This window comes from Rubellimicrobium arenae, from assembly GCF_017916275.1.
Classification (GTDB): Bacteria; Pseudomonadota; Alphaproteobacteria; order Rhodobacterales; family Rhodobacteraceae; genus Rubellimicrobium; species Rubellimicrobium arenae.
Genome location: NZ_JAFMST010000017.1, coordinates 29895 through 53506, shown reverse-complemented (window position 1 = coordinate 53506; position 23612 = coordinate 29895). Strand labels below are relative to the sequence as shown.

19 protein-coding genes are annotated in these 23612 nt (G+C 70.3%); 10 read left to right on the top strand and 9 right to left on the bottom strand.

What is annotated here, in order from left to right:
* The first annotated feature begins 152 nt into the window (after positions 1 to 152).
* The 6 genes from J3P31_RS20020 (at position 153) to J3P31_RS19995 (ending at position 6188) form a co-directional block, all read left to right on the top strand.
* Positions 153 to 1145, top strand: coding sequence for a substrate-binding domain-containing protein (locus tag J3P31_RS20020; RefSeq protein ID WP_246849703.1), 993 nt, complete (start codon positions 153 to 155; stop codon positions 1143 to 1145).
* 90 nt (positions 1146 to 1235) lie between these two features.
* On the top strand, positions 1236 to 2735 hold the full coding sequence (locus J3P31_RS20015; RefSeq protein ID WP_210530297.1) for a sugar ABC transporter ATP-binding protein: 1500 nt from the start codon (positions 1236 to 1238) through the stop codon (positions 2733 to 2735).
* On the top strand, positions 2728 to 3717 hold the full coding sequence (locus J3P31_RS20010) for an ABC transporter permease (RefSeq protein ID WP_210530296.1): 990 nt from the start codon (positions 2728 to 2730) through the stop codon (positions 3715 to 3717). Before J3P31_RS20015 ends, J3P31_RS20010 begins: the two co-directional genes overlap by 8 nt.
* Positions 3714 to 4706 (top strand): ABC transporter permease, encoded by a 993-nt coding sequence (locus J3P31_RS20005; RefSeq protein ID WP_210530295.1) that lies wholly within the window; start codon positions 3714 to 3716, stop codon positions 4704 to 4706. The genes J3P31_RS20010 and J3P31_RS20005 overlap by 4 nt, the downstream gene beginning before the upstream one ends.
* A gap of 4 nt (positions 4707 to 4710) precedes the next feature.
* Positions 4711 to 5559, top strand: a complete 849-nt coding sequence (locus tag J3P31_RS20000) for a sugar phosphate isomerase/epimerase family protein (protein ID WP_210530294.1) — start codon at positions 4711 to 4713, stop codon at positions 5557 to 5559.
* On the top strand, positions 5559 to 6188 hold the full coding sequence (locus tag J3P31_RS19995; protein WP_210530293.1) for a nucleoside triphosphate hydrolase: 630 nt from the start codon (positions 5559 to 5561) through the stop codon (positions 6186 to 6188). The genes J3P31_RS20000 and J3P31_RS19995 overlap by 1 nt, the downstream gene beginning before the upstream one ends.
* Before the next feature lie 12 nt (positions 6189 to 6200).
* On the opposite strand, the gene J3P31_RS19990 is transcribed toward J3P31_RS19995, so the two are convergent.
* From J3P31_RS19990 to J3P31_RS19975, 4 genes are read right to left on the bottom strand one after another with little or no spacing between them, the layout of a single operon-like run.
* Positions 6201 to 7373: an OpgC family protein gene (locus J3P31_RS19990; protein ID WP_210530292.1), complete on the bottom strand. Its 1173-nt coding sequence runs from the start codon at positions 7371 to 7373 to the stop codon at positions 6201 to 6203.
* Positions 7366 to 9057, bottom strand: coding sequence for a glucans biosynthesis glucosyltransferase MdoH (gene mdoH, locus J3P31_RS19985; protein WP_210530291.1), 1692 nt, complete (start codon positions 9055 to 9057; stop codon positions 7366 to 7368). The genes J3P31_RS19990 and mdoH overlap by 8 nt, the downstream gene beginning before the upstream one ends.
* 2 nt (positions 9058 to 9059) lie before the next feature.
* Positions 9060 to 9224, bottom strand: coding sequence for a hypothetical protein (locus J3P31_RS19980; RefSeq protein WP_210530290.1), 165 nt, complete (start codon positions 9222 to 9224; stop codon positions 9060 to 9062).
* Positions 9224 to 10780 carry an OpgD/OpgG family glucan biosynthesis protein gene (locus tag J3P31_RS19975; RefSeq protein ID WP_210530289.1) on the bottom strand — a complete coding sequence of 519 codons (1557 nt, stop codon included), beginning with the start codon at positions 10778 to 10780 and terminating at the stop codon, positions 9224 to 9226. Before J3P31_RS19975 ends, J3P31_RS19980 begins: the two co-directional genes overlap by 1 nt.
* Before the next feature lie 739 nt (positions 10781 to 11519).
* Between J3P31_RS19975 and J3P31_RS19970 the strand changes: the two genes are divergently transcribed.
* Together J3P31_RS19970 and J3P31_RS19965 are read left to right on the top strand one after the other, a co-directional pair.
* Positions 11520 to 14642 (top strand): GAF domain-containing protein, encoded by a 3123-nt coding sequence (locus J3P31_RS19970; RefSeq protein ID WP_210530288.1) that lies wholly within the window; start codon positions 11520 to 11522, stop codon positions 14640 to 14642.
* Between the two features lie 18 nt (positions 14643 to 14660).
* Positions 14661 to 15269 (top strand): SRPBCC family protein, encoded by a 609-nt coding sequence (locus tag J3P31_RS19965; protein WP_210530287.1) that lies wholly within the window; start codon positions 14661 to 14663, stop codon positions 15267 to 15269.
* On the opposite strand, the gene J3P31_RS19960 is transcribed toward J3P31_RS19965, so the two are convergent.
* The 4 genes from J3P31_RS19960 to J3P31_RS19945 all read right to left on the bottom strand — a co-directional run bounded on the left by J3P31_RS19960 (position 15200) and on the right by J3P31_RS19945 (position 21249).
* Positions 15200 to 17416 carry a hybrid sensor histidine kinase/response regulator gene (locus J3P31_RS19960; RefSeq protein WP_210530286.1) on the bottom strand — a complete coding sequence of 739 codons (2217 nt, stop codon included), beginning with the start codon at positions 17414 to 17416 and terminating at the stop codon, positions 15200 to 15202. The two genes, J3P31_RS19965 and J3P31_RS19960, sit on opposite strands and share 70 nt — an antisense overlap.
* 7 nt (positions 17417 to 17423) lie before the next feature.
* Positions 17424 to 18593: an FIST N-terminal domain-containing protein gene (locus J3P31_RS19955; RefSeq protein WP_210530285.1), complete on the bottom strand. Its 1170-nt coding sequence runs from the start codon at positions 18591 to 18593 to the stop codon at positions 17424 to 17426.
* A gap of 68 nt (positions 18594 to 18661) precedes the next feature.
* A complete protein-coding gene (locus tag J3P31_RS19950; RefSeq protein ID WP_210530284.1) occupies positions 18662 to 19345 on the bottom strand; it encodes a response regulator transcription factor in 684 nt (227 codons plus the stop codon).
* 137 nt (positions 19346 to 19482) lie between these two features.
* Complete coding sequence (locus J3P31_RS19945; RefSeq protein WP_210530283.1) at positions 19483 to 21249, bottom strand: PQQ-dependent methanol/ethanol family dehydrogenase; 1767 nt, start codon at positions 21247 to 21249, stop codon at positions 19483 to 19485.
* A 198-nt stretch (positions 21250 to 21447) separates the two neighbouring features.
* Here J3P31_RS19945 and J3P31_RS19940 point away from each other — a divergent pair, with 198 nt between their 5' ends.
* Both J3P31_RS19940 and J3P31_RS19935 read left to right on the top strand, forming a co-directional pair.
* On the top strand, positions 21448 to 22419 hold the full coding sequence (locus tag J3P31_RS19940) for an ABC transporter substrate-binding protein (RefSeq protein WP_210530282.1): 972 nt from the start codon (positions 21448 to 21450) through the stop codon (positions 22417 to 22419).
* Between the two features lie 16 nt (positions 22420 to 22435).
* Positions 22436 to 23122 carry an ABC transporter ATP-binding protein gene (locus J3P31_RS19935; RefSeq protein WP_210530281.1) on the top strand — a complete coding sequence of 229 codons (687 nt, stop codon included), beginning with the start codon at positions 22436 to 22438 and terminating at the stop codon, positions 23120 to 23122.
* On the opposite strand, the gene J3P31_RS19930 is transcribed toward J3P31_RS19935, so the two are convergent.
* A complete protein-coding gene (locus J3P31_RS19930; RefSeq protein ID WP_210530280.1) occupies positions 23062 to 23598 on the bottom strand; it encodes a tetratricopeptide repeat protein in 537 nt (178 codons plus the stop codon). The two genes, J3P31_RS19935 and J3P31_RS19930, sit on opposite strands and share 61 nt — an antisense overlap.
* Between the last annotated feature and the right edge of the window lie 14 nt (positions 23599 to 23612).

The window sequence follows — 23612 nt, the reverse complement described above, 5'->3', positions numbered from 1 at the left end:
TGACGTAGGGTCGGTTCCTTGATGCCCTTGGCTCCATCGTTTGCGCAAGGTGTTGCGCCGCGCGGAGGAGGACCGCGCGATGCTCCAACGGTCCGTTGACGCCTGCCTGCGATGAAAGCCGGGACCAACCCGGCGGAACATGGGAGGACGACATGATGAACCGACGCGCCGCCATCTTGGCGGGACCCGCTCTCGCGGCGTTGCTGGCCCTGCCCGCCGCCGCCCAGGAGGCGCCCACCATGGGCGTCGTCGTCAAGATCGGCGGCATCCCCTGGTTCAACGCCATGGAGCAGGGCATCCAGGAAAAGGCGGCCGAGCTTGGCGTCGAAGCCGAGATGATCGGCCCCACCAGCGCCGACCCCGCGCTTCAGGTCCGCGCCATCGAGGACCTCATCGCGCGCGGCGTCGACGTGATCGGCGTGGTCCCCAACGACGAGGCCGCGCTGGAGCCGGTGCTCCAGAAGGCCCGTGACGCGGGCATCCTCGTGGTGTCGCACGAAGGGCCCGGGCTCCAGAACGTGGACTGGAACTTCGAGATGGCCTCGGCGCAGGGCTTCGGCGAGGCCCATGCGGAGCTTCTCGCCCAGGCGATGGGCGGCACGGGCGAATACGCGGTCTTCGTGGGCTCGCTCACGGTGCCGCTGCACAACGCCTGGGCCGACGCGGCCATCGCCTACCTCCAGGACAAGTATCCCGAGATGACGCCGGTGGGCGAACGCTACGGCGTGGCCGAGAACGTCGACGACTCGCGCCGGACCGCTCTCGACCTGATGGCGGCGCATCCGAACCTCAAGGGCTTCCTCGCCTTCGGCAGCCAGGGTCCCATCGGGGCGGGCCGCGCCATCGAGGAGCGCCGGGCCGTGGGCCAAGTCCACGTGTTCGGGCCGTTCTCGCCGGGGCAGGGCCGCGACCTGATCCATTCCGGCGCGATCTCGGGCGGGTTCATGTGGAACCCGATGGAAGCGGGCAAGGTCTTCGTGACCCTGGGCGATATGCTGGTGGAAGGCCAGCAGATCGCCGACGGCACCGAGATTCCGGGCCTGGGCGTGGTGTCCCCCGATCCCGAGGGGCACGACATCATCACCGACAACCTCGTTGCCATCAACGCCGAGACCGTCGACGGCCTTGCGGAGATGGGGCTCTGATCCGCCGCGCGGCCGGGGGCTCCGGCGCCCGGCCGACGTCCTCGCACCGGTCGGGTCCTCGGGCCCGGCCGCCCGCCGTCCGGGTGCCGCATGGCCGCTGATCCCCCCTTCGCCCTCCGCCTGTCGCAGGTGTCCAAGGTCTTCGGCGGCGTTCGCGCCCTCGACGACATCGCCTTCGAGGTCCGGGTCGGCGAGGTCCACTGCCTTGCGGGCGAGAACGGCTGCGGCAAGAGCACGCTCATCAAGATCGTGACCGGCGTCCACGCGCCCGAACCGGGCGCCCGGATGGAGGTCTTCGGCGAGACGGTCGCCCGCATGACGCCCGATGCCGCCCGCCGGGCGGGGATCGCGGTCATCTGGCAGGACCTCGCGCTATTTCCCGAGATGACGGTGGCAGAGAACATCGCCATCGAGACCCTCATGGGCCGCGGCCCCCGTCTCGTGAGCCATGCCCGCCTGCACGGGACCGCACGGGCCGCGCTCGGCCGGCTCGGGGTCGAGCTGGACCTGGAGGCCCGGCTCCGGACCCTGCCGATCGCCGAACGGCAGATCGTCGCCATCGCCCGCGCCCTGGTGCAGGACGCGCGGCTCATCTTCATGGACGAGCCCACGGCCTCGCTCACCCAGTCCGAAACCGACAGCCTGCTGGCCATCGTGCGCACCCTGGCCGCGCGCGGGGTGGCCGTCGTGTTCGTCAGCCACCGCCTGGCCGAGGTGCTGGACATCTGCGAACGGGTGACCGTGCTGCGCGACGGGCGGCTCGTCGGGGTCTATCCGACGCAGGGCATGACGCCCGCCCGGCTGACCGAGCTGATGACGGGCCGGACCTTCGACTCGGTCGTCGCCGCCCGCGACATGGCCGGCGCGTGCCCCGTCCTCGAGGTGCGCGGCCTGTCCCGGAACGGCGAATTCGAGGATATCGACCTCGTCGTCCGGGCGGGGGAGGTGGTGGGCCTCACCGGACTGATCGGCGCCGGCCGGACCGAGCTGGGCCATGCGCTCTTCGGGATGACCCGCCCCGACCGTGGCACGATCCGCATCGAGGGGCGCGACGTCGCCTTTCGCTCGAACCGCGACGCCATCGCGGCCGGCGTGGCCTACGTGTCCGAGGACCGGCTCGCCCTTGGGCTGATCCAGCCGCAATCCATCGCCGACAACACGGTCATGTCCGTGCTGCGGCGGATCACCGGCCCGGCCGGGCTCATCTCGGGCCGCGCCAAGCGGGATCTCGTGGAGGGCTGGATCCGGGACCTTTCCATCAAGCTCGGCCTGCCCGAGGACCCGGTCGCGACGCTGTCGGGCGGCAACCAGCAGCGCGTGGTGCTGGCCAAGTGGCTCGCCACCCAGCCGCGGCTCCTGATCCTCGACAGCCCGACCGTCGGCGTGGACGTGGGCGCCCGGGCGGGGATATTCCGCATCGTCCGCCGCCTGGCCGAACAGGGGCTCGCCATCCTGATGATCTCGGACGAGGTGCCCGAGGTCCACCAGAACGCCGATCGCGTGCTGCACATGGCCCAGGGCCGCATCCTGGGCGAGTACGACCCCCGCCGAACCCCACTCCCGGCCCTCGAGGAGGCCGTCTATGGCTAGGCTGCTCCGCGACTACCCCACCGAGGCCAAGCTCCTCGCCGTCCTGCTCGTCCTTTGCGCCGGCCTGTCCCTGGCCTCGCCGAGCTTCCTTTCGCCCGTGAACCTGGCGTCGCTGCTCAACAACAGCGCGGTGAACGTCATCTGGGCGGTCGGTCTCCTGGTCGTGCTGATCGCGGGCGGGATCGACATCTCCTTCGCGGTGGCGGCGTCGGTGGTGCAGGTGCTGGCGGTCCATGTCCTCGAGGCCCTGGGCGGCGGGACCTGGATCCTCGGTTTCGTCGTGGCCATCGCGCTGGGCGTGGCCCTGGGCTGGATCAACGCCGCCCTGATCCACGGCTTCGGCGTCATCTCGATCGTGGTCACCATCGCCACCTTCAACGCCTTCTTCGGGCTGATGATGTGGCTGACGGCCGGGCGGGGGATCTACAGCCTGCCCTCCTGGTGGACCCGCCGGATCCTGATCTGGGAGCACCAGACCGCGGATGGAAGCTGGGCCGAGCTCACGCTCGCCGTCGCCGTCATGCTGGCCTGCATGCTGGCCACCTGGGTCCTGATCCGGCACACGACGGTCGGCCGCCAGCTTTATGCCTTCGGCGACAACCCGGAAGGAGCCCGCCGCATCGGCATCCGGCCCGGCGCGATGTGGTTCGTCGCCTTCGGCTGGATGGGAGCCATGGCAGGGATCGCCGGCCTCATGCAGGTCAACATCACCCGCGAGGTGGTGCCCAACGCGCTCTACGGGCGCGAGCTCGACGTGCTGGCCGCCGTCGTGCTGGGGGGCGCGCGGCTCGGCGGGGGGCGCGGCTCGGTGATCGGCTGCTTTCTCGGGGTGATGCTGGTCGCCATCACCCAGAACGGGCTCAACCTGCTCGGCGTGTCGCCCTATGCCTTCAAGATGGTCGTCGGCGCGATCATCCTCATCGCCATCTCCACCTCGGGCGTCGAGCTTGTCCGCGCCCAGCCCCGGAGGGCCCGGCCATGACCGTCGCGCCGCTGCGCCGGACGCCCCGCATCGCGCCCGAGATCCTGGGCCTCCTGGGGTTCCTGCTGCTGGTCGTCGTGGTGTTCGGCGCCATCGCGCCGCGCTTCCTCAGCGGGGCGAACTTCGGCTCCATCGCATTCCAGCTCCCGGAACTCGGGCTCCTGACGCTGGCGATGCTGATCCCGATCATCTCGGGCGGGCTGAACCTCGCGATCATCGCGACCGCCAACATCTGCGGCCTGACCCTGGCCTGGGTGCTCAAGTCCCATGGCGGCCTGGACGCCGGGCCGATGGCCTTCGTGCTCGGATCGGTGCTGGCGCTTGGGGCCGGCGGGCTCGCCGGAGGCGTCATGGGCCTCGTGATCGCCGTGACGGGGGCGCACCCGATCCTCGTCTCGCTGTCCATGATGATCTTCCTGCGGGGGCTGGGCGAGTTCCTGACCCGGGGCGGCGACATCTCGGGCTTTCCGTCCTTCGTGGAGCCGATCGGCCACGGCCTGGTCGCCGGGGTGCCCGTTCCGCTCCTGATCTTCGGGGTGGCGGCGCTGGCCTGGCATGTCCTCCTGTCCCACACCCGGCACGGCTTTGCCGTCCACATGATCGGCTCCAACCCACAGGCCGCGCGCTATTCGGGGATCAATGTCCGGCGCACGCTGGTCCTGATCTACACCCTGTCGGGGCTCATGTGCGCGGTGGCGGGCGTTCTCATGCTGTCGCGCTTCAACTCCGTCCGCATGGGGCACGGGGAGTCGCTGCTCCTCGTGACGGTGCTGGCCTGCTTCCTGGGCGGGGTGGACCCTTTCGGCGGCTTCGGCAAGGTGCTTCCCGTGGTGATCGCCCTGGTGATCCTGCAGGTCCTGTCCTCGGGCCTGAACCTCCTGGGCGCGAACCAGCACCTGTCGACCGCGATCTGGGGGCTGTTCCTGATCGGCGTGATGATCATACGAACCCTGGTCGCGCGATGGCGGGCCAAGACACGAAAGGACTGACGACATGCAAGGCTTCGGCGTCCACACCAGCATGTGGACGATGAACTGGGACCGCGCGGGGGCGGAACGGACGATCCCCGCCGCGGCGGCCTACAAGATGGACTTCATCGAGATCGCGCTCCTCAATGCGCCGATGGTCGACGCCCCCCACACGCGCGCGCTCCTCGAGGCGCATGGCATGAGGGCCGTCTGCTCCCTTGGCCTGCCCGAACGGAACTGGGCCAGCGTGAATCCCGACGGCGCCATCGAGCACCTCAAGCAGGCCATGGACGTCACCAAGGCCATGGGCGCCGAGGCCTTGTCGGGCGTGACCTTCGGCGGCATCGGGCAGCGCACCGGCGTGCCCCCGACCGAGCAGGAGTACGACAACATCGCCCGCGCGCTCGAGGCGGCGGCCCGGTACGCCAAGGAGCTCGGCCTCGCCTTCGGCATCGAGCCGGTGAACCGCTACGAGAACCACCTCATCAACACCGGCTGGCAGGCCAAGTGGATGATCGAGAAGGTGGGGGCGGACAACATCTTCATCCACCTCGACACCTATCACATGAACATCGAGGAGAAGGGCGTCGGGAACGGCATCCTCGATGCCCGCGAGCATCTCCGTTACATCCACCTGTCGGAATCCGACCGGGGCACCCCGGGCGAGGGGACCTGCGACTGGGACGAGGTCTATGCCACGCTGGCCGCCATCGGCTTCAAGGGCGGGCTCGCGATGGAAAGCTTCATCAACATGCCGCCCGAGGTGGGCTATGGCCTTGCGGTCTGGCGGCCGGTCGCGGAAAGCTTCGAGGAGGTGATGGACAAGGGCCTGCCCTTCCTCCGCAACAAGGCCAAGCAATACAGGCTGATCTGATGACGCCCACCGATCTTGACGAACTGGCGCGGCGGCTGGCCGCGCCGGTGAATGGAGCCCGCACCATCTGCGCAATTGCCGGGGCGCCCGGCTCGGGCAAGTCCACGCTGGCCGAAGGCCTGGTGGAGCGGCTGAACCAGGCGACGCCCGGGCTGGCCGCGCTCCTGCCGATGGACGGCTTCCATTACGACGACCTGTACCTCGTCCCGGCCGGCCTGCGACCCCGGAAGGGCGCCCCCGAGACCTTCGACGTCGGAGGGCTGCGCCACACCCTGCTGCGGCTGAGGGCCAATGACGAGGCCGCCGTGGCCGTCCCCGTCTTTGACCGCGACATCGAGATCGCGCGCGCCGGGGCCCGCCTGATCCCGTCTTCGGTCCGGGTCATCGTGAGCGAAGGGAACTACCTGCTCCTCGACCGGGCGCCCTGGAACAGCCTGCAACCGCTGTTCGACGTGACCGTGATGATCGACGTGCCCGAAGAGGAGTTGCGGGCCCGGCTGACCCGCCGATGGGAGCATTATCAGCTGACCCCCGACGAGATCGCCTGGAAGCTCGATGGAAACGACCTTCCGAACGGGCGAATGGTCCGGGCCGAGAGCGCGCCCGCCCAGTTCGTCGTCCGGGCCTGAGGGGGGCGCCCCTCAGCGGGCGGGCCAGCGGTCCTTGGCCAGGGCGAGGGCGAACTGCAGGCCCAGCCCGGAGCCCAGCATGACGCTGTCGAACAGGAAGTTCTCGCCCGTCTCGGTCTTGATGCCCTGGAACAGGAAGGCGAGCACCGATCCCAGCGCAAAGACCGGAAGGGCGTGGCGGCCCAGCAGGGCAAAGGGCGCGGCCCAGGGCTGGGCGCAGGCGCTTCGGATGGCGGGCAGCGCCGACAGGAGATAGGCCAGCGCCGCCGCATGGGCGAGCCGGGGCGCCGTTTCCCAGATCTTGTCGAACGAGATAAGGTGCCATGGCGCGCCGGCCTGACCCAGCCAGCCCAACCCCTCGTGCATCAGCCGGGCGACAGGGGGCATCGTGCGGCAGGCGAGCGCGAACAGGACGAACCCCGCGCAAAGCGCCAGGAGCCAGCCCCGCCGGGGCACGAAGCGGCGCCCCTCCTTGAGCCGGATGCCGGTGAACAGGCCCAGCACGAACAGGATCTGCCACGCGAAGGGCGAGAACTGCCACCCCTTCTCGATGGGCCAGGTCGGGATGTTCAGCCTGAACTCTGCGGCCAGGTACCAGAGGGCCGCCGACCCGGCCAGGACGGCCCAGGGCCGTCGCCAGGCGCCCCAGAGCAGCGCGGGCGTGACCCCCAGAAGCACGCAATAGAGCGGCAGGATGTTGGCATAGCCCAGCTGGTCGATCATCAGCGGCAGGGCGACCATCGTCTGGAGGGGATGGAGGTAGATCCCGTCGATGCCGTTCAGCCGCAGCAGCCCCGGAATGCCGGCCCAGAGCGCCAGCCCCGCCGCCAGCGCGAAGGCCAGCGCGGTCACCAGCACATGCACGAGGTAAAGGGTCCAGACCCGGGACCAGACCCGCGCGAGCCCCGTCCAGGCCTGCCCCCCCGGACGGAAGGCGAGCCCGTAGGCCAGTCCTGCCGAGACCCCGGACATGAGGACGAAGCCTTCGGCAGCGTCCGAAAAGCCCCAGTTGCGAAGCGTCAGCGCCTCATAGGCGTTGGTGGGCACATGGTCGATGAAGATCGTGACCAGGGCCACGCCCCTGAGGACGTCCAGCCGAGGGTCGCGCGCCTTGCGCGGAGCGCCCAGCGGGGCAGGGACGACAGGGGTCGCCGGCCGGATCTCGGCCGGGTTGAGTTCACGCATGGTGCACGCGGCGCGACTTGGGGGGCGCCGGGACCAGGGGCATGCGATCGGGCTTGGACCACAGCGCCCGCTCGGCGGCGGCGCGGCGCAGCACGGGGGAGGCGCTCAGGTCTTCGGGCGTCGTGAACAGGCGCGTGCGCGGCGGGTGCGAGGTCCAGGTGATGATGAAGGGGGCCAGGGCCATCGGCCCGGCAAGAGGAAGGAGCCAGGGCAGCAGGTCGGGCGCGATGAACCAGCAGGTCGCCAGGAAGCCCAGGCCCCAGAGCGTGATCCACCAGCCCGCGCGCCAGCCTTCCTCCCAGCTCAGACGGCCGTCGCCCCGGGCCTGGGACGGCCAGCCCCCATCCCGCCCGAGCACCACCTGCATGACCGAGCGGGCCTGGAACATGAGGAGCACGGGGGCGATGATGCTGGATTGCAGCACTTCCGCGAAGACCGAGGCCAGCAGGAGAAGATGACCCCCGAACTGCCGCGCCCGGCCCTGCGCCGAGGCGGCCACGAGCAGCTTGGGGATGAACAGCAGGGCCAGCACCAAGGCCGCGAGCTGGGCGGACCTCGTGGACTCCATCCGGCCGGCCAGGCCCAGGATGACGAAAGTCAGCCAAAGGACCGGCACCACATAGGCGAAGATGCCCTGGGCAAAGACGAACCGGCTCCAGGGGCGCAACCCCGGAGCCAGGAGGATCCGTGCGTGCTGGAGGTTGCCCTGGCACCAGCGCCTGTCCCGCTTGGCGTAGGCCAGCATGTTTTCGGGCCCTTCCTCGTAGGAGCCGCCGAGGTCGGGATCGAGCCGCACGGTCCAGCCCGCCCGCGCAAGGAGCGCGGCCTCGACGTAGTCATGGCTGAGGACATGGCCGCCGAAGGGCGGGGGGCCCGACAGTTCGGGCAGGCCGCAGCTTTCGGCAAAGGCGCGCACGCGGACGGCGGCGTTGTGGCCCCAGAACGGCCCCGTCCGGCCCTGGAGTTGCGCCAGCCCCTTCGAGAAGACGGGCCCGTGGAAGCTGCCGGCGAAGGCCATCATCCGCCCGAAGCGCGACCGCGCGCCGATGATGGCGGGCACGGTCTGGAGCAGCCCCAGGCGCGGGTCGGCCTCCATGCGCCGAAGCATCCGGCCGATCGTGTCCCCGGCCATGAGGCTGTCGGCGTCCAGGATCACCGCATGGTCATAGGCTCCGCCCGAGCGGCGGATGAAGTCCTCGATGTTGCCGGCCTTGCGGCCCCGGTTGTCCGAGCGGCGGCGGTAGAAGAGCCGGCCCTCGCCCCCGGTTTCGGCCAGGAGGCGGCGGAACAGGCGTTCCTCCTCGGCGCCCAGGCCCTCGGACTTGGTGTCGGACAGGACGGCGATGTCCACCTGCCGCCAGAGCCCGTTGAGCTGAAGCTCCACGTCCATGGCCGCGATCCGGGCGAAGATGTCGGACGGATCCTCGTTGCAGATCGGGATCAGGACTACGGCCCGGCCGCGGAACTCCACCTCGGGCGGGGGGGCGAAGCGGGCGCTGAGGCCAAGAAGGACCAACCCCGCCCCAAAGCCCAGCCAGAAGGTCGCCACCAGCACGGCGAGGCCTTGCAGCAGGCTGAGCGCGTTCAGCCCCCCGCCATACAGCAGGAGCCCGAGCGCCACGACGGCCAGGACCGCCGCCGCCCCCAGGGCCACGGCACGGGCGATGACGGTCCGGTCGGCCATGATCAGCGGGCGAGCAGGATGAACATGCGCCACCACCCCAGGCTCCAGCGCCGGCGCCGGCGTTCGAGGATCTGGGTCGGCATCGCAAGCGGCGCGTAGGGCGGGAGGACCGTGTCCACCCGCTGCTCGTCCTCGAAGAAGAGGAACTGTTGGCTTCCGTCCAGCATCAGACGTTCACCCACTGATAAGCCCAGGTCTCGGTCAGACGCTCGTCGTAGCCGGCCAGGTGCATGGTGATCTCCACGGTGGCGTCGCGCTCCGCCCCGATGTCCAGGATGACCCGCCAATCCCCGGTCTCGGGCAGCTTCTCGACGATGGCGGTGACGACATGGCCAGACGACACCGTGACGACCGGCTCGAGCTCGGCGTCCGCTGGCAGCGCGCCCAGCTTGCCACCCTTGAAGTGCACAGCGAACTTGCGCGCATTCTCGAGCGCCTCGATCCCTGACACGCCGCCCGCGCCCGCGCGGGTTTCGGTGACGACGGCCAGCGGACCTTCGAAGTCCGGGAGCAGGTCGCCCCAGCGCAGCGTGTACGAGAACTCCCGCGCTTCGCCGGCCTGGACCTTCTGCTGCGGCACCCAGAAGGCCACGATGTTGTCGTTGGCCTCGAGCGCGGTCGGGATCTCCACTAGCCGCACGAAGCCGTTGCCCCAGTCCCCTTGCGGAACCACCTCGATCGAGGGACGCAGGTCGTAGCGGGCGCCAGGGTCTTGATAGCTTTCGAAGCTGCGGTCGCGCTGGTAGAGGCCGAAGCTCCGCGGCGCGGATTCCGAGAAGTACGAGGAGGCCAGCCGCCCGGGGTTGTCCAGCGGCCGCCAGATGATGTCGCCGTCGGCGCGCACGATCCGCAGGCCGTCGCTGTCGTGCACGTTCGGCCGGTAGTCGTCGAAATCCGCCCGGTTCTGGCCCGAGAACAGGAACATCGAGGTCAGCGGCGCGATCCCCAGCTCCTCGACCGCCGAGCGGAAGAACAGCCGCGCGGTGACGTCCATCTCGGTCGCATTGCCCGGGCGCACGACGAAGCGGTAGGCGCCCATGACGCTCGGCCCCTCGAGCACGGCGTGGATGGTCGCGGTCTCGCCCTGGTGGGCGACGTAGAAGCGCGAGAAGCGCGGAAACTCCTCGGGCGTCTGCAGCCAGGTGTTGAGCGCGACGCCCCGGGCGCTGGCGCCGTAGACGTTCTCGCGCCCCAGCGCGCGGAAGTAGCTGGCGCCGACGAAGGACACGACCTCGTCCATGCGGTCGGGGCTGTTGAGCGGCCAGTTCAGCTTGAAGCCGGCGACGCCCGGCAGGGCGCTGTCGGCCGGAACCCGGCCCTCGAGGGCGTTCGAGTATTCGAAGTCGTGCGTCGTGAAGGCGAGCTCCCGCACGGTCCCGTCGGTCACGTCGAACAGGCGGACCGGCTCGGGGAAGAGCCAGCCCATGTGGAAGGCCTGAAGGCGCCACAGGTCCGGCTGGTCCTGCCAGCGGGCCTCCTCGTCGCGGAAGCGGATCATGCGGTAGCCGTCATAATCCAGTTCGCCCCACCATCCCTGCGGAGGGGACGGGGGCGCCCAGGGCTGGGCCGCCGCTGCCCGCATCTCCTCGGACAGCGCATCGAAGGAGAAGGGCTGGCCTTCCTGGGCCTCCGCCGATCGCGCAAGGCGCGGCAGGAGCGCCGATACGGCCGCAAGCTTCAGAAGGTCCCGCCGCGAGGGGGTCAGTGGGGAAGTCAGGAACATGGTCTCGGATTCGGTCGGAGAAAGGGTGCAGGCCACCCGCGTGGATCAGTTGCGCTAAGATGCTGCACCTGCAAGAGGGCCCTTGCTTAACCGCTAAGCTCCGGCCTCGTTCCGCCTGTTCTAGAGGATTGAAAGAGGCGGGTTTTTGCCGGTCGCTCAGGAATTGGGCATTCCTGAACTGCATAACGGATATGCAAACGGATGAACGCACGATGATCACCGACGTTCGGGCCATCGTCACGCGCCTGCGAGGTGGTCCGACCGAATCGCTGCGCGAATCTCCACCTCCCAACAGTTTAACAGTCAAACTTGATATGATTGCAACCCGAGATGTCGGTCCTAGTGCGATCGAACGGACTGCGCATTCCTTGGGCTGGCGGTTGCTCCTCCCGTCGCCGTGATCCCGCTCCGTCCTTTGCCTGGTTCCGATCTGCCCATGATTTCGGCATTGTGATCACGCCCGAAAGGCCGCTCCGGGGGATTGCGGCAAAGCGTCCCAGGGGGTGCCCGGGACCTCGCCATGGGCCGCATCCAGGCCCCGGTCCGCGGGCCGGGTGCCGTGCCGGAGCGTGCCGCTCACCGGCTGCGCACAACGCAGCGAAGCGCTCTTGGTCGGGTCAGGACGCCGACCTAGATGATGGCGGAAGATGGGCTTTGCGATGCGCCGGGTCCGACCCGGTCGCGCCATGGGCGGCCCGGACTGACATGGGTAGATCGATTGGACAAGCCTACAGGACGGATGCCGACGGAGGAGGCCAAGCTCGACGCCGAACGCATCGACGCGGAAATCTTCGGCCTCGACATCGGCACGGACCCGTTCGTCGCGGCGGTGCGGGCGACGCGCATGCCGATGATCATCACGAACCCCCGGCTCGAGGACAATCCGGTCGTCTTCGTCAATAACTCGTTCTGCCGCCTGACAGGCTACGACCGCGAAGAGATCCTTGGACGCAATTGCCGCTTTCTGCAGGGGGCCGACACGGATCCCGCGACACGGCGGGCCATTCGCACGGCGGTCAAGTCCTCCCAGGCGATCGAGGTGGACATCCGGAATTACCGCAAGAACGGCGAGGCGTTCTGGAATCGTCTCCTCATGGCGCCGGTCTGGGACGCCGAAGGCAATCTCGCCTACTTCTTCGCGAGCCAAGTGGACGTCACCCTGGAACGGGAACGGCTGGCGAGCCTCGAAAGCAGCAATGCCGCGCTGGTGGCCGAGCTCAACGGCCGGCTGAGGGAGCAGCAGGCCCGCGAGGAGGAGCTGCGCTTCACCCTGGCCGCGGGCCGGTTCGGGGCCTGGACGCTCGACCTGTCGACCCACGAGCTCACCTCCTCCCCGATCTGCCGGCAGAACGCGGGTCGGGACCCGGATTCGCCCTGCAGCTACGCCGAGTTCCTGGAATCGGTGCATCCGGCCGACTGGTCCATGGTCGAGGAGGTCATGGCCGACAGCCTTTCCCGGGGCTCCGACTTCGCGGTCGAGTTCCGGGTGCTTCCCCCCGGGGGCGGCACGCGGTGGGTGGCGATGCGGGGACGTCCCAGCCCCGGCGAGGATGGCCGCTGGACCCGTCTCACGGGGGTGTCGCTGGACATCACGGACGCCAAGCGGGCCGAGCGGATGAGGGACGCGCTCGTCCGGCTGAGCGACGCCTTCCGCGATCTCGACAGCCCCGGCGAGATTTCCTTCGCCGCCGGACGCATCCTGGGCGAGACGCTCGACGTGGACCGCGCGGGCTACGGCTCGGTCGACCCGCAGGCCGAGACCATCCTGATCGAGCAGGACTGGAACGCCCCCGGAGTCCGCAGCATCGCCGGGCTGCGCCGCTTCCGCGACTACGGCTCCTTCATCGAGGACCTCGCGCGGGGGGAGACCGTGGTGATCGAGGATGCCGAGGCCGATCCCCGCACCGCCGCCGCGACCGGGGCCATCCGCGCCATCGGAGCGCGCGCGATCCTGAACATCCCGGTCGTGGAGGGGGGGCGGACCGTCGCCATCTTCTTCCTGAACCACGCGGACCCGCGCCCCTGGCTCCCCGAGGAGCTGGCCTTCCTGCGCGACGTGGCCGAGCGCACCCGCGTCATGGTCGAGCGGCGCCGGGCCGAGCAGGCCCTGCGGGCCGGGACCGAGCGGCTGCGCTTCCTCGATGAGCTCGGGCGGGAGACCACGGTCGCCGCCGGCGCCGACGAGGTCATGGACATGACGACCCGGCGGCTGGGCCAGCACATGGGCGTGTCGATCTGCGCCTACGCGGACATGGACCCCGACCAGGACGGCTTCACCATCCGCGGCGACTGGTCCGCGCCGGGGTCGGGCAGCATCGTCGGCCATTACAGCCTTGCCGCCTTCGGCGAGAGGGCCGTCCGGCGGCTCCGGGCCGGCCAGCCGCTCATCGTCAACGACGTCCAGGAGGAGCTGGCGCCCGAGGCCGCCTCGACCTTCCAGGGGATCGGCATCGCGGCCACGATCTGCATGCCCCTGGTCAAGGAAGGCCGGCTGACTGCGCTCATGGCCGTCCATCACAGGACGCCGCACCGCTGGTCCCCCATCGAGCTGGCGCTCACCCGCGAGGTCGTCGACCGGTCCTGGGCGCATATCGAGCGGGTGCGGGCCGAGGCCGAGCTGCGGGCCAGCGCCGTGGCGCTCCAGGAGCTCAACGAGACGCTCGAGCAGCGCGTCCAGGAGCGCACCCGGCAGCTCGTGGAGGCCGAGGAGGCCCTGCGCCAGTCGCAGAAGATGGAGGCCGTCGGCCAGCTCACGGGCGGGCTCGCGCATGACTTCAACAACCTTCTGACCGGGATCGGCGGCAGCCTCGAGATGATCCAGACCCGGATCGAGCAGGGCAACGCCCCGGCCACCCAGCGCTACCTCGTGGCGGCCCAGGGCGCGGTGCGGCGCGCGGCCTCGCTGACCCACCGCCTCCTGGCCTTCTCGCGGCGGCAGACGCTGGATCCCAAGCCGACGGACGTGAACCGCCTGGTCCAGGGGATCGAGGAGCTGGTCCGGCGGACCGTGGGACCTTCGGTCCAGCTCGAGGTCGTGGGGGCGGGCGGGCTCTGGGCCACGCTGGTGGACCCCAACCAGCTCGAGAACGCGCTGCTCAACCTGTGCATCAACGCGCGCGACGCCATGCCCGATGGCGGGCGCCTGACCATCGAGACGGCGAACCGCTGGCTCGATCCGCGCATGGCCTCGCAGCTCGACCTGGCGGCGGGGCAGTATGTCTCGCTCAGCGTGACCGACACCGGGACGGGCATGGGGCCCGAGGTCGCGGCCAAGGCCTTCGATCCCTTCTTCACCACCAAGCCGCTGGGCCAGGGCACCGGCCTGGGGCTGTCGATGATCTATGGCTTCGCGCGCCAGTCGGGCGGGCAGATCCGCATCTATTCGGAGGTGGGGCAGGGGACCACGATGACGCTCTACCTCCCCCGGCACACCGCCGAGGCCGAGGCGGACGGGGACCTCGGGCCGGACCGTGCCGCCGGTCCCTCGGGCGACGGGGAGGTGGTGCTCGTCATCGACGACGAGCCGACGATCCGGATGCTGGTCCGCGAGGTCCTGGACGAGGCGGGCTACGCCGCGCTCGAGGCCGCGGATGGGCCGTCGGGACTTCGCATCCTCCAGTCCGGCGCGCGGATCGACCTCCTCATCACCGACGTGGGCCTGCCGGGCGGGCTGAACGGGCGGCAGGTCGCCGACGCGGCGCGGGTCCTGCGGCCCGATCTCAAGATCCTGTTCATCACCGGCTATGCCGAGAACGCGGTGGTGGGGAACGGGCAGCTCGACCGCAACATGGCGATCCTCACCAAGCCGTTCCAGATGGACCTCCTGACCACCAAGATCCGCGACGCGCTGGCCGGGGCCTGAGATGCGGAGCCCTTGCGCGTGAGCCGCTACCACATCGTGACCACCTGGCGCGTGGACGCCTCCCTGGAGGAGGTCGCCGGCGTGCTGGGCGACATCGCCCGCCTCACCGAATGGTGGCCCTCCGTCTACCTCGCGGTCGAGGAACTGGCCCCCGGCGACGCCACGGGCCTGGGCAAGGAGGTGGAGCTGCTCACCAAGGGCTGGCTGCCCTACACGCTCCGCTGGCGCTTCCGCGTGACCGAGGTGGATCCGCCGCGCCGGGTCGTCCTGGTCCCCAGCGGCGACTTCACCGGCCGGGGCGAATGGAGCTTTGCCCAGGAGGGGCCCGTGGCGGTGATCCGCTACGACTGGCAGGTGCAGGCGAGGAAGCCGGTCCTGCGGGCGCTGACCTGGCTGCTCCGCCCGCTGTTCACGGCGAACCACGACTGGGCCATGCAGCGGGGTGAGGAAAGCCTGCGGCTCGAGATCCTGCGCCGCCGGGCCGCCAGCGACGCCGAGCGGGCGCGCATCCCGCCGCCGCCCGGCCCCTCTCGCCTGACCTTTGCCGGGCGCGCGCCTCAGCCCATCCGGCCCAGGGCGAGGGAGCCCAGGAACAGGTGGAGCATCAAGGGGTCGAGCGGCTTGTAGAGCATCTCGACCCCGATCCGCCGCGCCTCGGCGGCGACCTCGGGCCTGCGGTTCGCGGTCACGATCCGGGCGGGCAGGCGCCCCAGCTTGCGCCGCAGCCGCTGGATGGCCCGCACCCCGGTCTCCCCGTCATCGAGCTGGAAGTCCACCAGAAGGGCGTCGGGCCGCAGCCCCGAGGGACCCAGCCGCCGCAGCGCCTCCTCGGCCGAGCCCGCGCCCAGCACCCGCACGCCCCAGCTTTGCAGCAGGAGCGACAGGGCCCGCCGCATGTCGAGGTCGTTCTCGATCACCAGCACCGATAGCCCATCATGCCGCCAGTCCCCCGACAGGGCCCGGCGCGGGTCGATCGGGATGTGGCCGCTCCGTTCGGACAGCGGGACCGCGACGGTGAAGGCCGTGCCCCGTCCCGGCACCGAGGCGAGCGTCAGCGGATGCCCCAGCATCGCGCAGGCCCGGTCCACGATGGCCAGGCCCAGGCCCAGGCCCTCGCTGGCCGAGGCGCGGCGGCCCAGGCGGTGGAATTCCTTGAAGATGTTCTCCTGCTCGGCCTCGGGGATGCCGGGGCCGGTGTCGTGGACCCCGATCCGCACCATCCCCCCCGACCGCCGCGCGCCGACAAGGACGCGCCCGGACTCGGTGTAGCGGATCGCGTTGGCCATCAGGTTCTGGAGGATCCGCTTGATGTAGGTGGGATCGGTGGTGATCCGCAGCGCCGAGGGCCGCACGGTCAGCTTCAGCCCCTTGAGCGCCGCCGCCGGCGCGAACTCGTCGCGAAGCTGCGCAAGGAGGGTGCCCAGGTCCACGGTCCGGATGTCGGCGGCGGCGCGCCCGGACTCCAGCTTGGAGATGTCCAGCAGCGCCTCGATGATGTCCTGCACCGAGGCCAGGGCGTTCTGGGCCTTGTTGACCACCTCGCGGTGATACGGGTCGGACATCTCGTCCGATATCGAGGACAGGTAGAGCTTGGCCGCCGACAGCGGCTGGAGGAGGTCGTGGCTCGCCGCGGCGACGAACCGCGTGCGCGAGGCGTTGGCCCGCTCGGCCACGGCGAGGGCGTCCTCCAGCTCCAGCGTGCGCGAGGCCACGCGGGCTTCCAGCATCTCGTTGGCCTCGTGGAGCGCCCGCGCGGATTCACGTTCGGCGCTGACGTCGGTGAGGCTCATCACGAAGCCGCGGTCGGGCATCTCGGCCGCGAAGACGTCGATCCACTTGCCTTCGCCGCGTCGCAGCTCGAAGCGGAGCGGCTTGCGGCCGCCATCCTGCCGGACCCAGGCCAGCACGTCGTCGGGCGAGGGGCCGGGCCCGAAGCTCGCGTCGGACCGGAGCCGGTTGAGGACCAGGTCCACGTCCAGCCCCGGCCGCAGATAGGTGAGCGGAAGGCCCAGCAGCGTCGCCATGCGCCGGTTGAACCCGGCGAGCCGCCCCCGCGGGTCGACGATGCAGACGCCCTGGTCGATGTGCTCCAGGGTCGCCCGGATCAGCCGCGCCTGGTCGTCGAGCAGCTTGCCGTGCTCCTCGCGCTCGGATCGGATGATGTCGGACACGTCGGTCTGCATGACCACCGTCTGGCCCCGCGTCATCCGGTGCTCGCTGACCTGCACCCAGCGGTCGCCCGCCATGCGGACGTTGAAGACGACGTGGGTCTCGCCGTGGCGGGCCATCCGGCTCACCAGCCATTCCTCGCGGGTCATTCCGGGCGGCAGGTCGAGATGGGCGCTGCGGCTGACCAGCGCCACGTAGCCCTCGAAGGTCAGGCCGGGCTCGAGGGCGTGGCGGATGTCGGGCAGGTGCATCGCGAAGCGCGAGTTGCAGAGCACGAGCCGGTCGTCGGGGTCGAAGAGCGCGAAGCCTTCCTGGATCGTCTCGATGGCCCCGGCCAGGTCCGAGCGCGCCCGTTCGGTCTCGCGTATGGCGGCGGCGAGGCGGGCGTTCGATTCGTTGAGGAGGTCGAGCGCGTGCTCGAGGTCGCGCGTCCGTTCGCGCACCTGATCCTCGAGCAGGACGGCGCGCTGGAACTGGTTGTAGGCCACGCCCCGGTCGTCGTCGATCTGCTCGACCCGCTTCATCAGGGCATCGCAGATCCGCAGCAGCTTGTCGTTCTGCCGTTCCAGGGGTTCGGTCGGGTCGATCAGGGCGATGGCTGGCATGATCGCGTCACGAGGGATCGGGGGGAGGGAAGATGGCGACGCCGGTCATGGTCTGGTTGACGTGCATCCCGTTGATCTGCTCGCCGTAGGTCGAAAAGCCCACGACGCGGTTCTTGGACAGGATGGCCGACAGGGCGCGGGTCTGCTGGGTTTCCTGGGCGGCGACGCGGCGCAGGATGCAGTCGCAGGCCCAGATCGCCTCGGGCTCGCGGCCGCGGCGGATCCGCTTGAGCTCGCGGTCGAGATGCTGGGCCATGTCTTCGGCCTCGGCGAGCGTCAGGACCAGCCCCTCGTCGATGGCCGAGAAGAACACGAGGTCGCCGTTGTCGAGCACCCGCTGGATCGCCCGGACATGGTGGGTGCCGCCAAAGCGCACGACCACGGGATGCGCCGCGAAGGTCATGGGCGACAGCTGCTCGGGGTCCTTGCCCAGCACGCGGGCGTATTCCCGCGCGGCGGGCTCGGCGTTGATCTGGTGGACGATGCGGCGCGCGGGGTCGGCCTCGGTCACGACCATGCGCGTCTGCGACGGCTTGAGGTGATCGAGGCTGAAGACCTGCACCTCGCAATCGGTGCGGACCATGCAAAGCACGGCCGCGTGGCGGCGCGGCTCGGCCCCCAGGGCCACGAAGGTTTCCCGGAAGTGGCTCCCGTCCCCGGCCGATCCTCCAAAGAGCGGCATCGGGCCCAGCCCGACCGCCAGGGCCGAGACCAGCTCGTCCTCGCGCACCGACAGCCCGTCCACGAGGAGGAAGGCGAACTCGTTCCGCCAGCGCGGCTCCTGGGCCATGAGGCTCGTGCGGGACCGGATCATGTCGCCCACGAGCTGCTCTCCGTCGAGGGCGTCGAGGTCGGGCACCAGGATGGGCGTCACCGCGAAGTTGGCGCGGGGCAGGCCCAGCCCGACGATCACGCCCTCGGCATAGCCCTGGACGCCGATCTCTCCGGCGGTGGTGCAGCCCACGACCACGGCGTCCGGGTAAAGCCGGCAGGCGGCGGCCATGACGGCGGCGAAATCGGCCAAGGGCGTCACGAACAGGGCGACCAGGGCCAGGTCGCCGCCCAGGCCCTGCGCCAGCTGGCCCAGGGCGTCGGGTTCGTCATGCGGGACCTGCGCCGAACGGACCCGTGGCATGCCGGTCCGCGGCGCGAGGCTCAGCGCCTCGCTCCTCTCCATGATGCTCCTCCCCAGCGAACCATGTCATGTTCTAGTCCGGTTCGCCCCGGAGCGTAGCTGCAGCGGCCTCAGTCGTGCAAGATCGTCGAGAAGCTCACCTCCCGCGCGAGGAGCACCGCCTGCGTCCGCGTCTGGACGCCCAGCTTGCGCATGATCGCCGTGACATGGGCCTTCACGGTCGCGTCGGCGATCGACAGGTCGAAGGCGATCTGCTTGTTGAGCTTGCCCTCGCAGATCAGCTCGAGGATGCGGGCCTGCTGGCGGGTCAACTGGGACAGGCGGCGGATCGCTTCCTCGGGTCCGGTGGCGGGCACCTCGTCCTCGATCACAACGCCTTCCGGCACGAAGACGCCGCCGGCGGCGATCTGGGCCAGGGCCCGGCGGAAGACGTCGCGCTGGCTGTGCTTGGGGACGAAGCCCGCCGCCCCCGCGCGGATCGTCGCCGCGATCATCCTGTGGTCGGCCACCGAGGACACGACCACGACCGGCAGGCCGTTCGCGGCCGCCCGCAGCCGCAGCAGCCCGTCCAGCCCGCTCACGTCCGGGAGGTTGAGGTCGAGCACGACGAGGTCGATCCCGTCCGTCTCGAGCCGGTCCAGCGCGGCGGCCAGGCTGTCGGCCGTCTCGGTCCGGGCGATGCCGGCCACGGCGCGCAACGTCATCGACAGGGCGTCGCAGAAGAGCGGGTGGTCGTCCACGATCAGCGCCGTCCCGAAGGTGCGGAGCTGGGGGGCGAGAGGGCTGGCCTGCATGATCGTCGTCCGGGTTGCGTTCGGTCCCAGGTTAGCAGCCCGCGACGCGCCCGCCTACGCCACAAAGGTCGGACCCCCCGAACGGGAACCGGCGCGGCCATGACGGCCGCGCCGGCGGGGTTCGGACCTGGACGGGATCAGCCGGCCGAGGCGAACTCCTTGGGCAGCCGGAACGTCCAGACCATGCCGCCCTGGTTGAGGTAGTTGACGCGGTTCGCGACCTCGCCGCCCCAGAGCGGAACGGCGCCGCCCCAGCCCGACACGACGGTCACGAACTGCTCACCGTCCTGCTCCCAGGTGATGGGCTGGCCGACGATGCCCGACCCGGTCTGGAAGGACCACAGGACCTCGCCCGTTTCATCGTCCAGCGCCTTGAACTCGCCTTCGGGGGTGCCCAGGAACACGAGCCCGCCCGCGGTGGTCATCACGCCGCCCCAAAGGGGCGCGGGATTGTGGTATTCCCACTTGATGTCGCCGGTGTCGGGGTCGATGGCCTTGAGCGCGCCGATATGGTCCTCGAAGATCGGCTTGATGGTGAAGCCCGACCCCAGGTAGGCCGCGCCCTCGCGGTAGGTGACGGGCTCGTTCCAGATGTCCATGCCCCATTCGTTGGAGGGCACGTAGAAGTTGCCGGTCCGCTGGCTGAAGGCCATGGGCATCCAGTTCTTGCCGCCCAGGAAGGAGGGGACCGCGAAGACCGTCTCGCCCCGCTCGCCCTCGGCGGCGGTGGTCGGGTCGCCGGGGCGGTTGTCCTCGTTGTAGATGGGGCGGCCATCCTCGCCGATGCCGCTGGCCCAGGTGATGTTCTGCACGAAGGGCGTGGCGCGGATGAACTTCCCGTCCTCGCGGTTCAGGATGTAGAAGAAGCCGTTGCGGTCGGCGGTGGCGAGCCGGCCGTTGCCCTCCCGGTCGGTGTAGGCCACGACCTCGTTCACGCCGTCGAAGTCCCATCCCTCGCGCGGGGTGGTCTGGAAGTGCCACTTGATCTCGCCGGTGGCGGGGTCGATCCCGATCCGCGAGGCGGCGTACAGGTTGTCGCCGGTGTTGCCCTCGACCGGCGTGCCGGCGTTGCGCAGGTGGCTGTTCCAGGGGGCCGGGTTGCCCGCGCCGAAGATCAGGGTGTTGGTCTCGGCGTCGTAGGAGCCGCCCAGCCAGGGGGCGCCGCCGCCGGTCTTCCACATGTCGCCGGGCCAGGTGGCGTTCAGCACCCCGGTCATGGTGCTGTCCTCGCCGTTCAGGGTGCCCATGTTCCCTTCGATGGTGGGCCGCGTCCAGACGAGCTCGCCGGTGTTGACGTCGCGGGCCTGCACCTCGCCCACGATCCCGAACTCGCCGCCCGAGTTGCCGGTGATCACGAGGCCGTTCACGATGAGCGGCGCGGCCGTGTAGCTGTAGCCCGCCTTGTAGTCCGCGATCTCCTTGTTCCAGATCACGTCGCCCGTCTTGCGGTCGAGCGCCACCAGCCGGGCGTCGAGCGTGCCGAAGATCACCATGTCGCCGTAGATGGCGGCGCCCCGGTTCACCACGTCGCAGCAGGGCAGGATGCCCTCGGGCAGGCGGGCGTCGTATTGCCAGAGCTCCTGGCCGGTCTTCACGTCGACGGCGTAAAGCCGCGAATAGGACCCCGTGACGTACATGATCCCGTCATAGACCAGGGGCTGGGTTTCCTGCCCGCGCTGCTTCTCGCCGCCCAGCGAGAAGGCCCAGGCGGGGACGAGGTGCTCCACGTTCTCCTTGTTGAGCAGCTCGAGGGGGCTGTAGCGCTGGAGCGCCTGGCCCATGCCGTTGGTGACGACATCGCCCGTGGTGGTCGCGTCGTTGGCGATGTCGTCGGCCGTGACCTGCGCCTGTGCGGCGCCGACGGCCAGCAGGCTGACCGTCGCGGCCAGCATCAAACGTCTCATGAGCTTCCTCCCGTTTGTCGTCTTGGCCTTGTCCTGCGCCCCTGCGCGGGCCGGCCCCGGACCGAAGTATCGGGCCGGGGCCTTGCGGCGCGGTATTCGCGTTTGGTCGTAAACAAAGGTTCCGCGGGTGCGGCTTTGGTCGTATTCCATGCAGCGGAGGCCCTGCTAGGCTGGGTCCACAGCTTTGGGAGGAGCGCCATGTCCATCCGCCACGCCGCCGCCGGCGCGCTTGCTGTCCTTTGCCTGTCCGCGCCGGCTCGGGCCGAGGAGCCGGTTCTGAAGGCGGGGGTGCAGGCCTCGGGCACCGTGCTCTGGGAGCTCGACACCATCGAGCACAACGGCTTCGACGTCGCCAACGGCTTCGACCTGCAGGTCCAGGAACTGGCCGGCGCGCCGGCCGCGCAGACCGCGTTCCTGGCCGGCGAGGTGGACGTGATCGTGTCCGACTGGCTTTGGGTCGCCCGGCAGAGGGCGGCGGGCATGGACCTCGTGTTCCTGCCCTATTCCAGGGCGGTCGGCGGCCTCATGGTCGCGGCCGACAGCCCGGCCCAGAGCCTCAGGGACCTCGAGGGCGGCAAGATCGGCATCGCGGGCGGGCCGGTGGACAAGAGCTGGCTGATCCTGCGCGCCTACGCCCAGCAGGAATACGGCATGGACCTGGCCGCCGACACCGAGCAGGTCTTCGGCGCGCCCCCCCTGATCTACGAGACGGCGCTGTCGGGCGACCTCGATGGGGCGATCAACTTCTGGCACTTCCAGGCCAAGATGGAGGCCGCCGGGATGCGCGAGCTGATCTCGGTCGAGGACGCCGCCACGGCGCTCGGGCTCGATCCCGACACGCCGCTCCTGGGCTATGTCCTGCACGGGGAGATGCTCGAGGCGCATCCCGAGCTCACGGGGGAACTGGCCGCCGCCTCGCACGAGGCCAAGGCGCTCCTCGCGACCGACATGGCCGCCTGGGAGCGGATCCGCCCGATGATGAACGCCGGCTCGGATGCCGAGTTCGCCGCCCTGCGCGACGGCTTCCTGGCCGGCACCCCCGCCGAAGGCCCCGTGGACGAGGAGGCCGCCGACCGGATGCTGCGGCTCATGGCCGAGCTGGGCGGCGAGGAGCTCGTGGGCACCGCCACGACGCTGCCGGAGGGCGTCTTCGTGGGCACGGGCGGGTAGGGCCGCGGTGCTCGCGATGGCGCGAAGGGGGGAGCCCGAGGCGCCGGTCGTCCTCGATCTCGACCTGGCCGGTCTCGCCTTTGGCGGGGCCGAGGTGCTGGGGCCGGTGCGCCTGACCGTCCTGCAGGGCGAGACGGTGGCCCTGACCGGTCCCTCCGGGGTGGGCAAGACCTCCCTCCTGCGGGTCATCGCGGGACTCGACCGGCGGCGGGCGGGATCGGTGCGGGTCCGGGGCCGGCTTGCCGTGGTGTTCCAGGAGCCCACCCTGCTGCCCTGGCGGACGCTGTCGCAGAACCTGACGGTGACGGCCGGCATCACCGCCGACGAGGCGGACGCGGCGATGGCGGAGGTGGGGCTGGAGGGGATGGGCGGGCTTTACCCCTCGCAGGTCTCGCTCGGGCAGCAGCGCCGCCTGGCGCTGGCCCGGGCCTTTGCCTGCCGGCCCGACCTCCTGCTCATGGACGAGCCCTTCGTGTCGCTCGACGAGCCGCGCGTGCGCGAGATGATGACGCTGTTCGCGCAGTTGCGGGCGCGGCACCGGACGGCCACGCTCCTTGTCACGCACGACCCGCGCGAGGCCGAGGCGCTGGCCACGCGGATCCTGCGGCTGGGCGGCCGTCCGGCCGTCATCGTCGAGGAGCGTCAGAACAGGGGCGCGTACTTCCAGTTGTCCGCGTCCGGCGTCACCACGTCGAGGTCATAGCCCGACTCCACGAGCGTCCGCGCGTCCTCGACCCCGGCGGCGGCGGCCCGGTCCACCAGCGCCCGCCCGCGCTCCTCGTCCAGGGCCGTGCCGTGCCCGCGCAGCAGGTCCAGGCCGTGGTTGAACAGGCCGATGGGATCGCCCGCCTCGGCGGCCCGGCGGTTCCACTCGGTGGAGGCGTCGGGATTGCTGTCGCCCCCGAAGCCGTTGTCCTCCATGTAGCTCATCCAGGTCATCGCGCCGGTGTAGCCGGCCTCGGCGCAGGCTTCGAAGGTTTCGCGCGCGATGGCGTGCTGGCCGGATTTGGTCATCAGGTAGCCCGAGGCGCAGGTGGTCATGTCCACCTGGCCGTTGCGGGCGTTCTCGACCATGCGGTCCAGGGTCATCTCCTCGGGGTTCGTGGTGCCGTGCTCATCGCCCTCGGCCAGGGCGGGCCCGGCCAGGAGAAGGAGCAGGACGGCGGCGCGGCGGATCATGTCGGTGTCTCCCG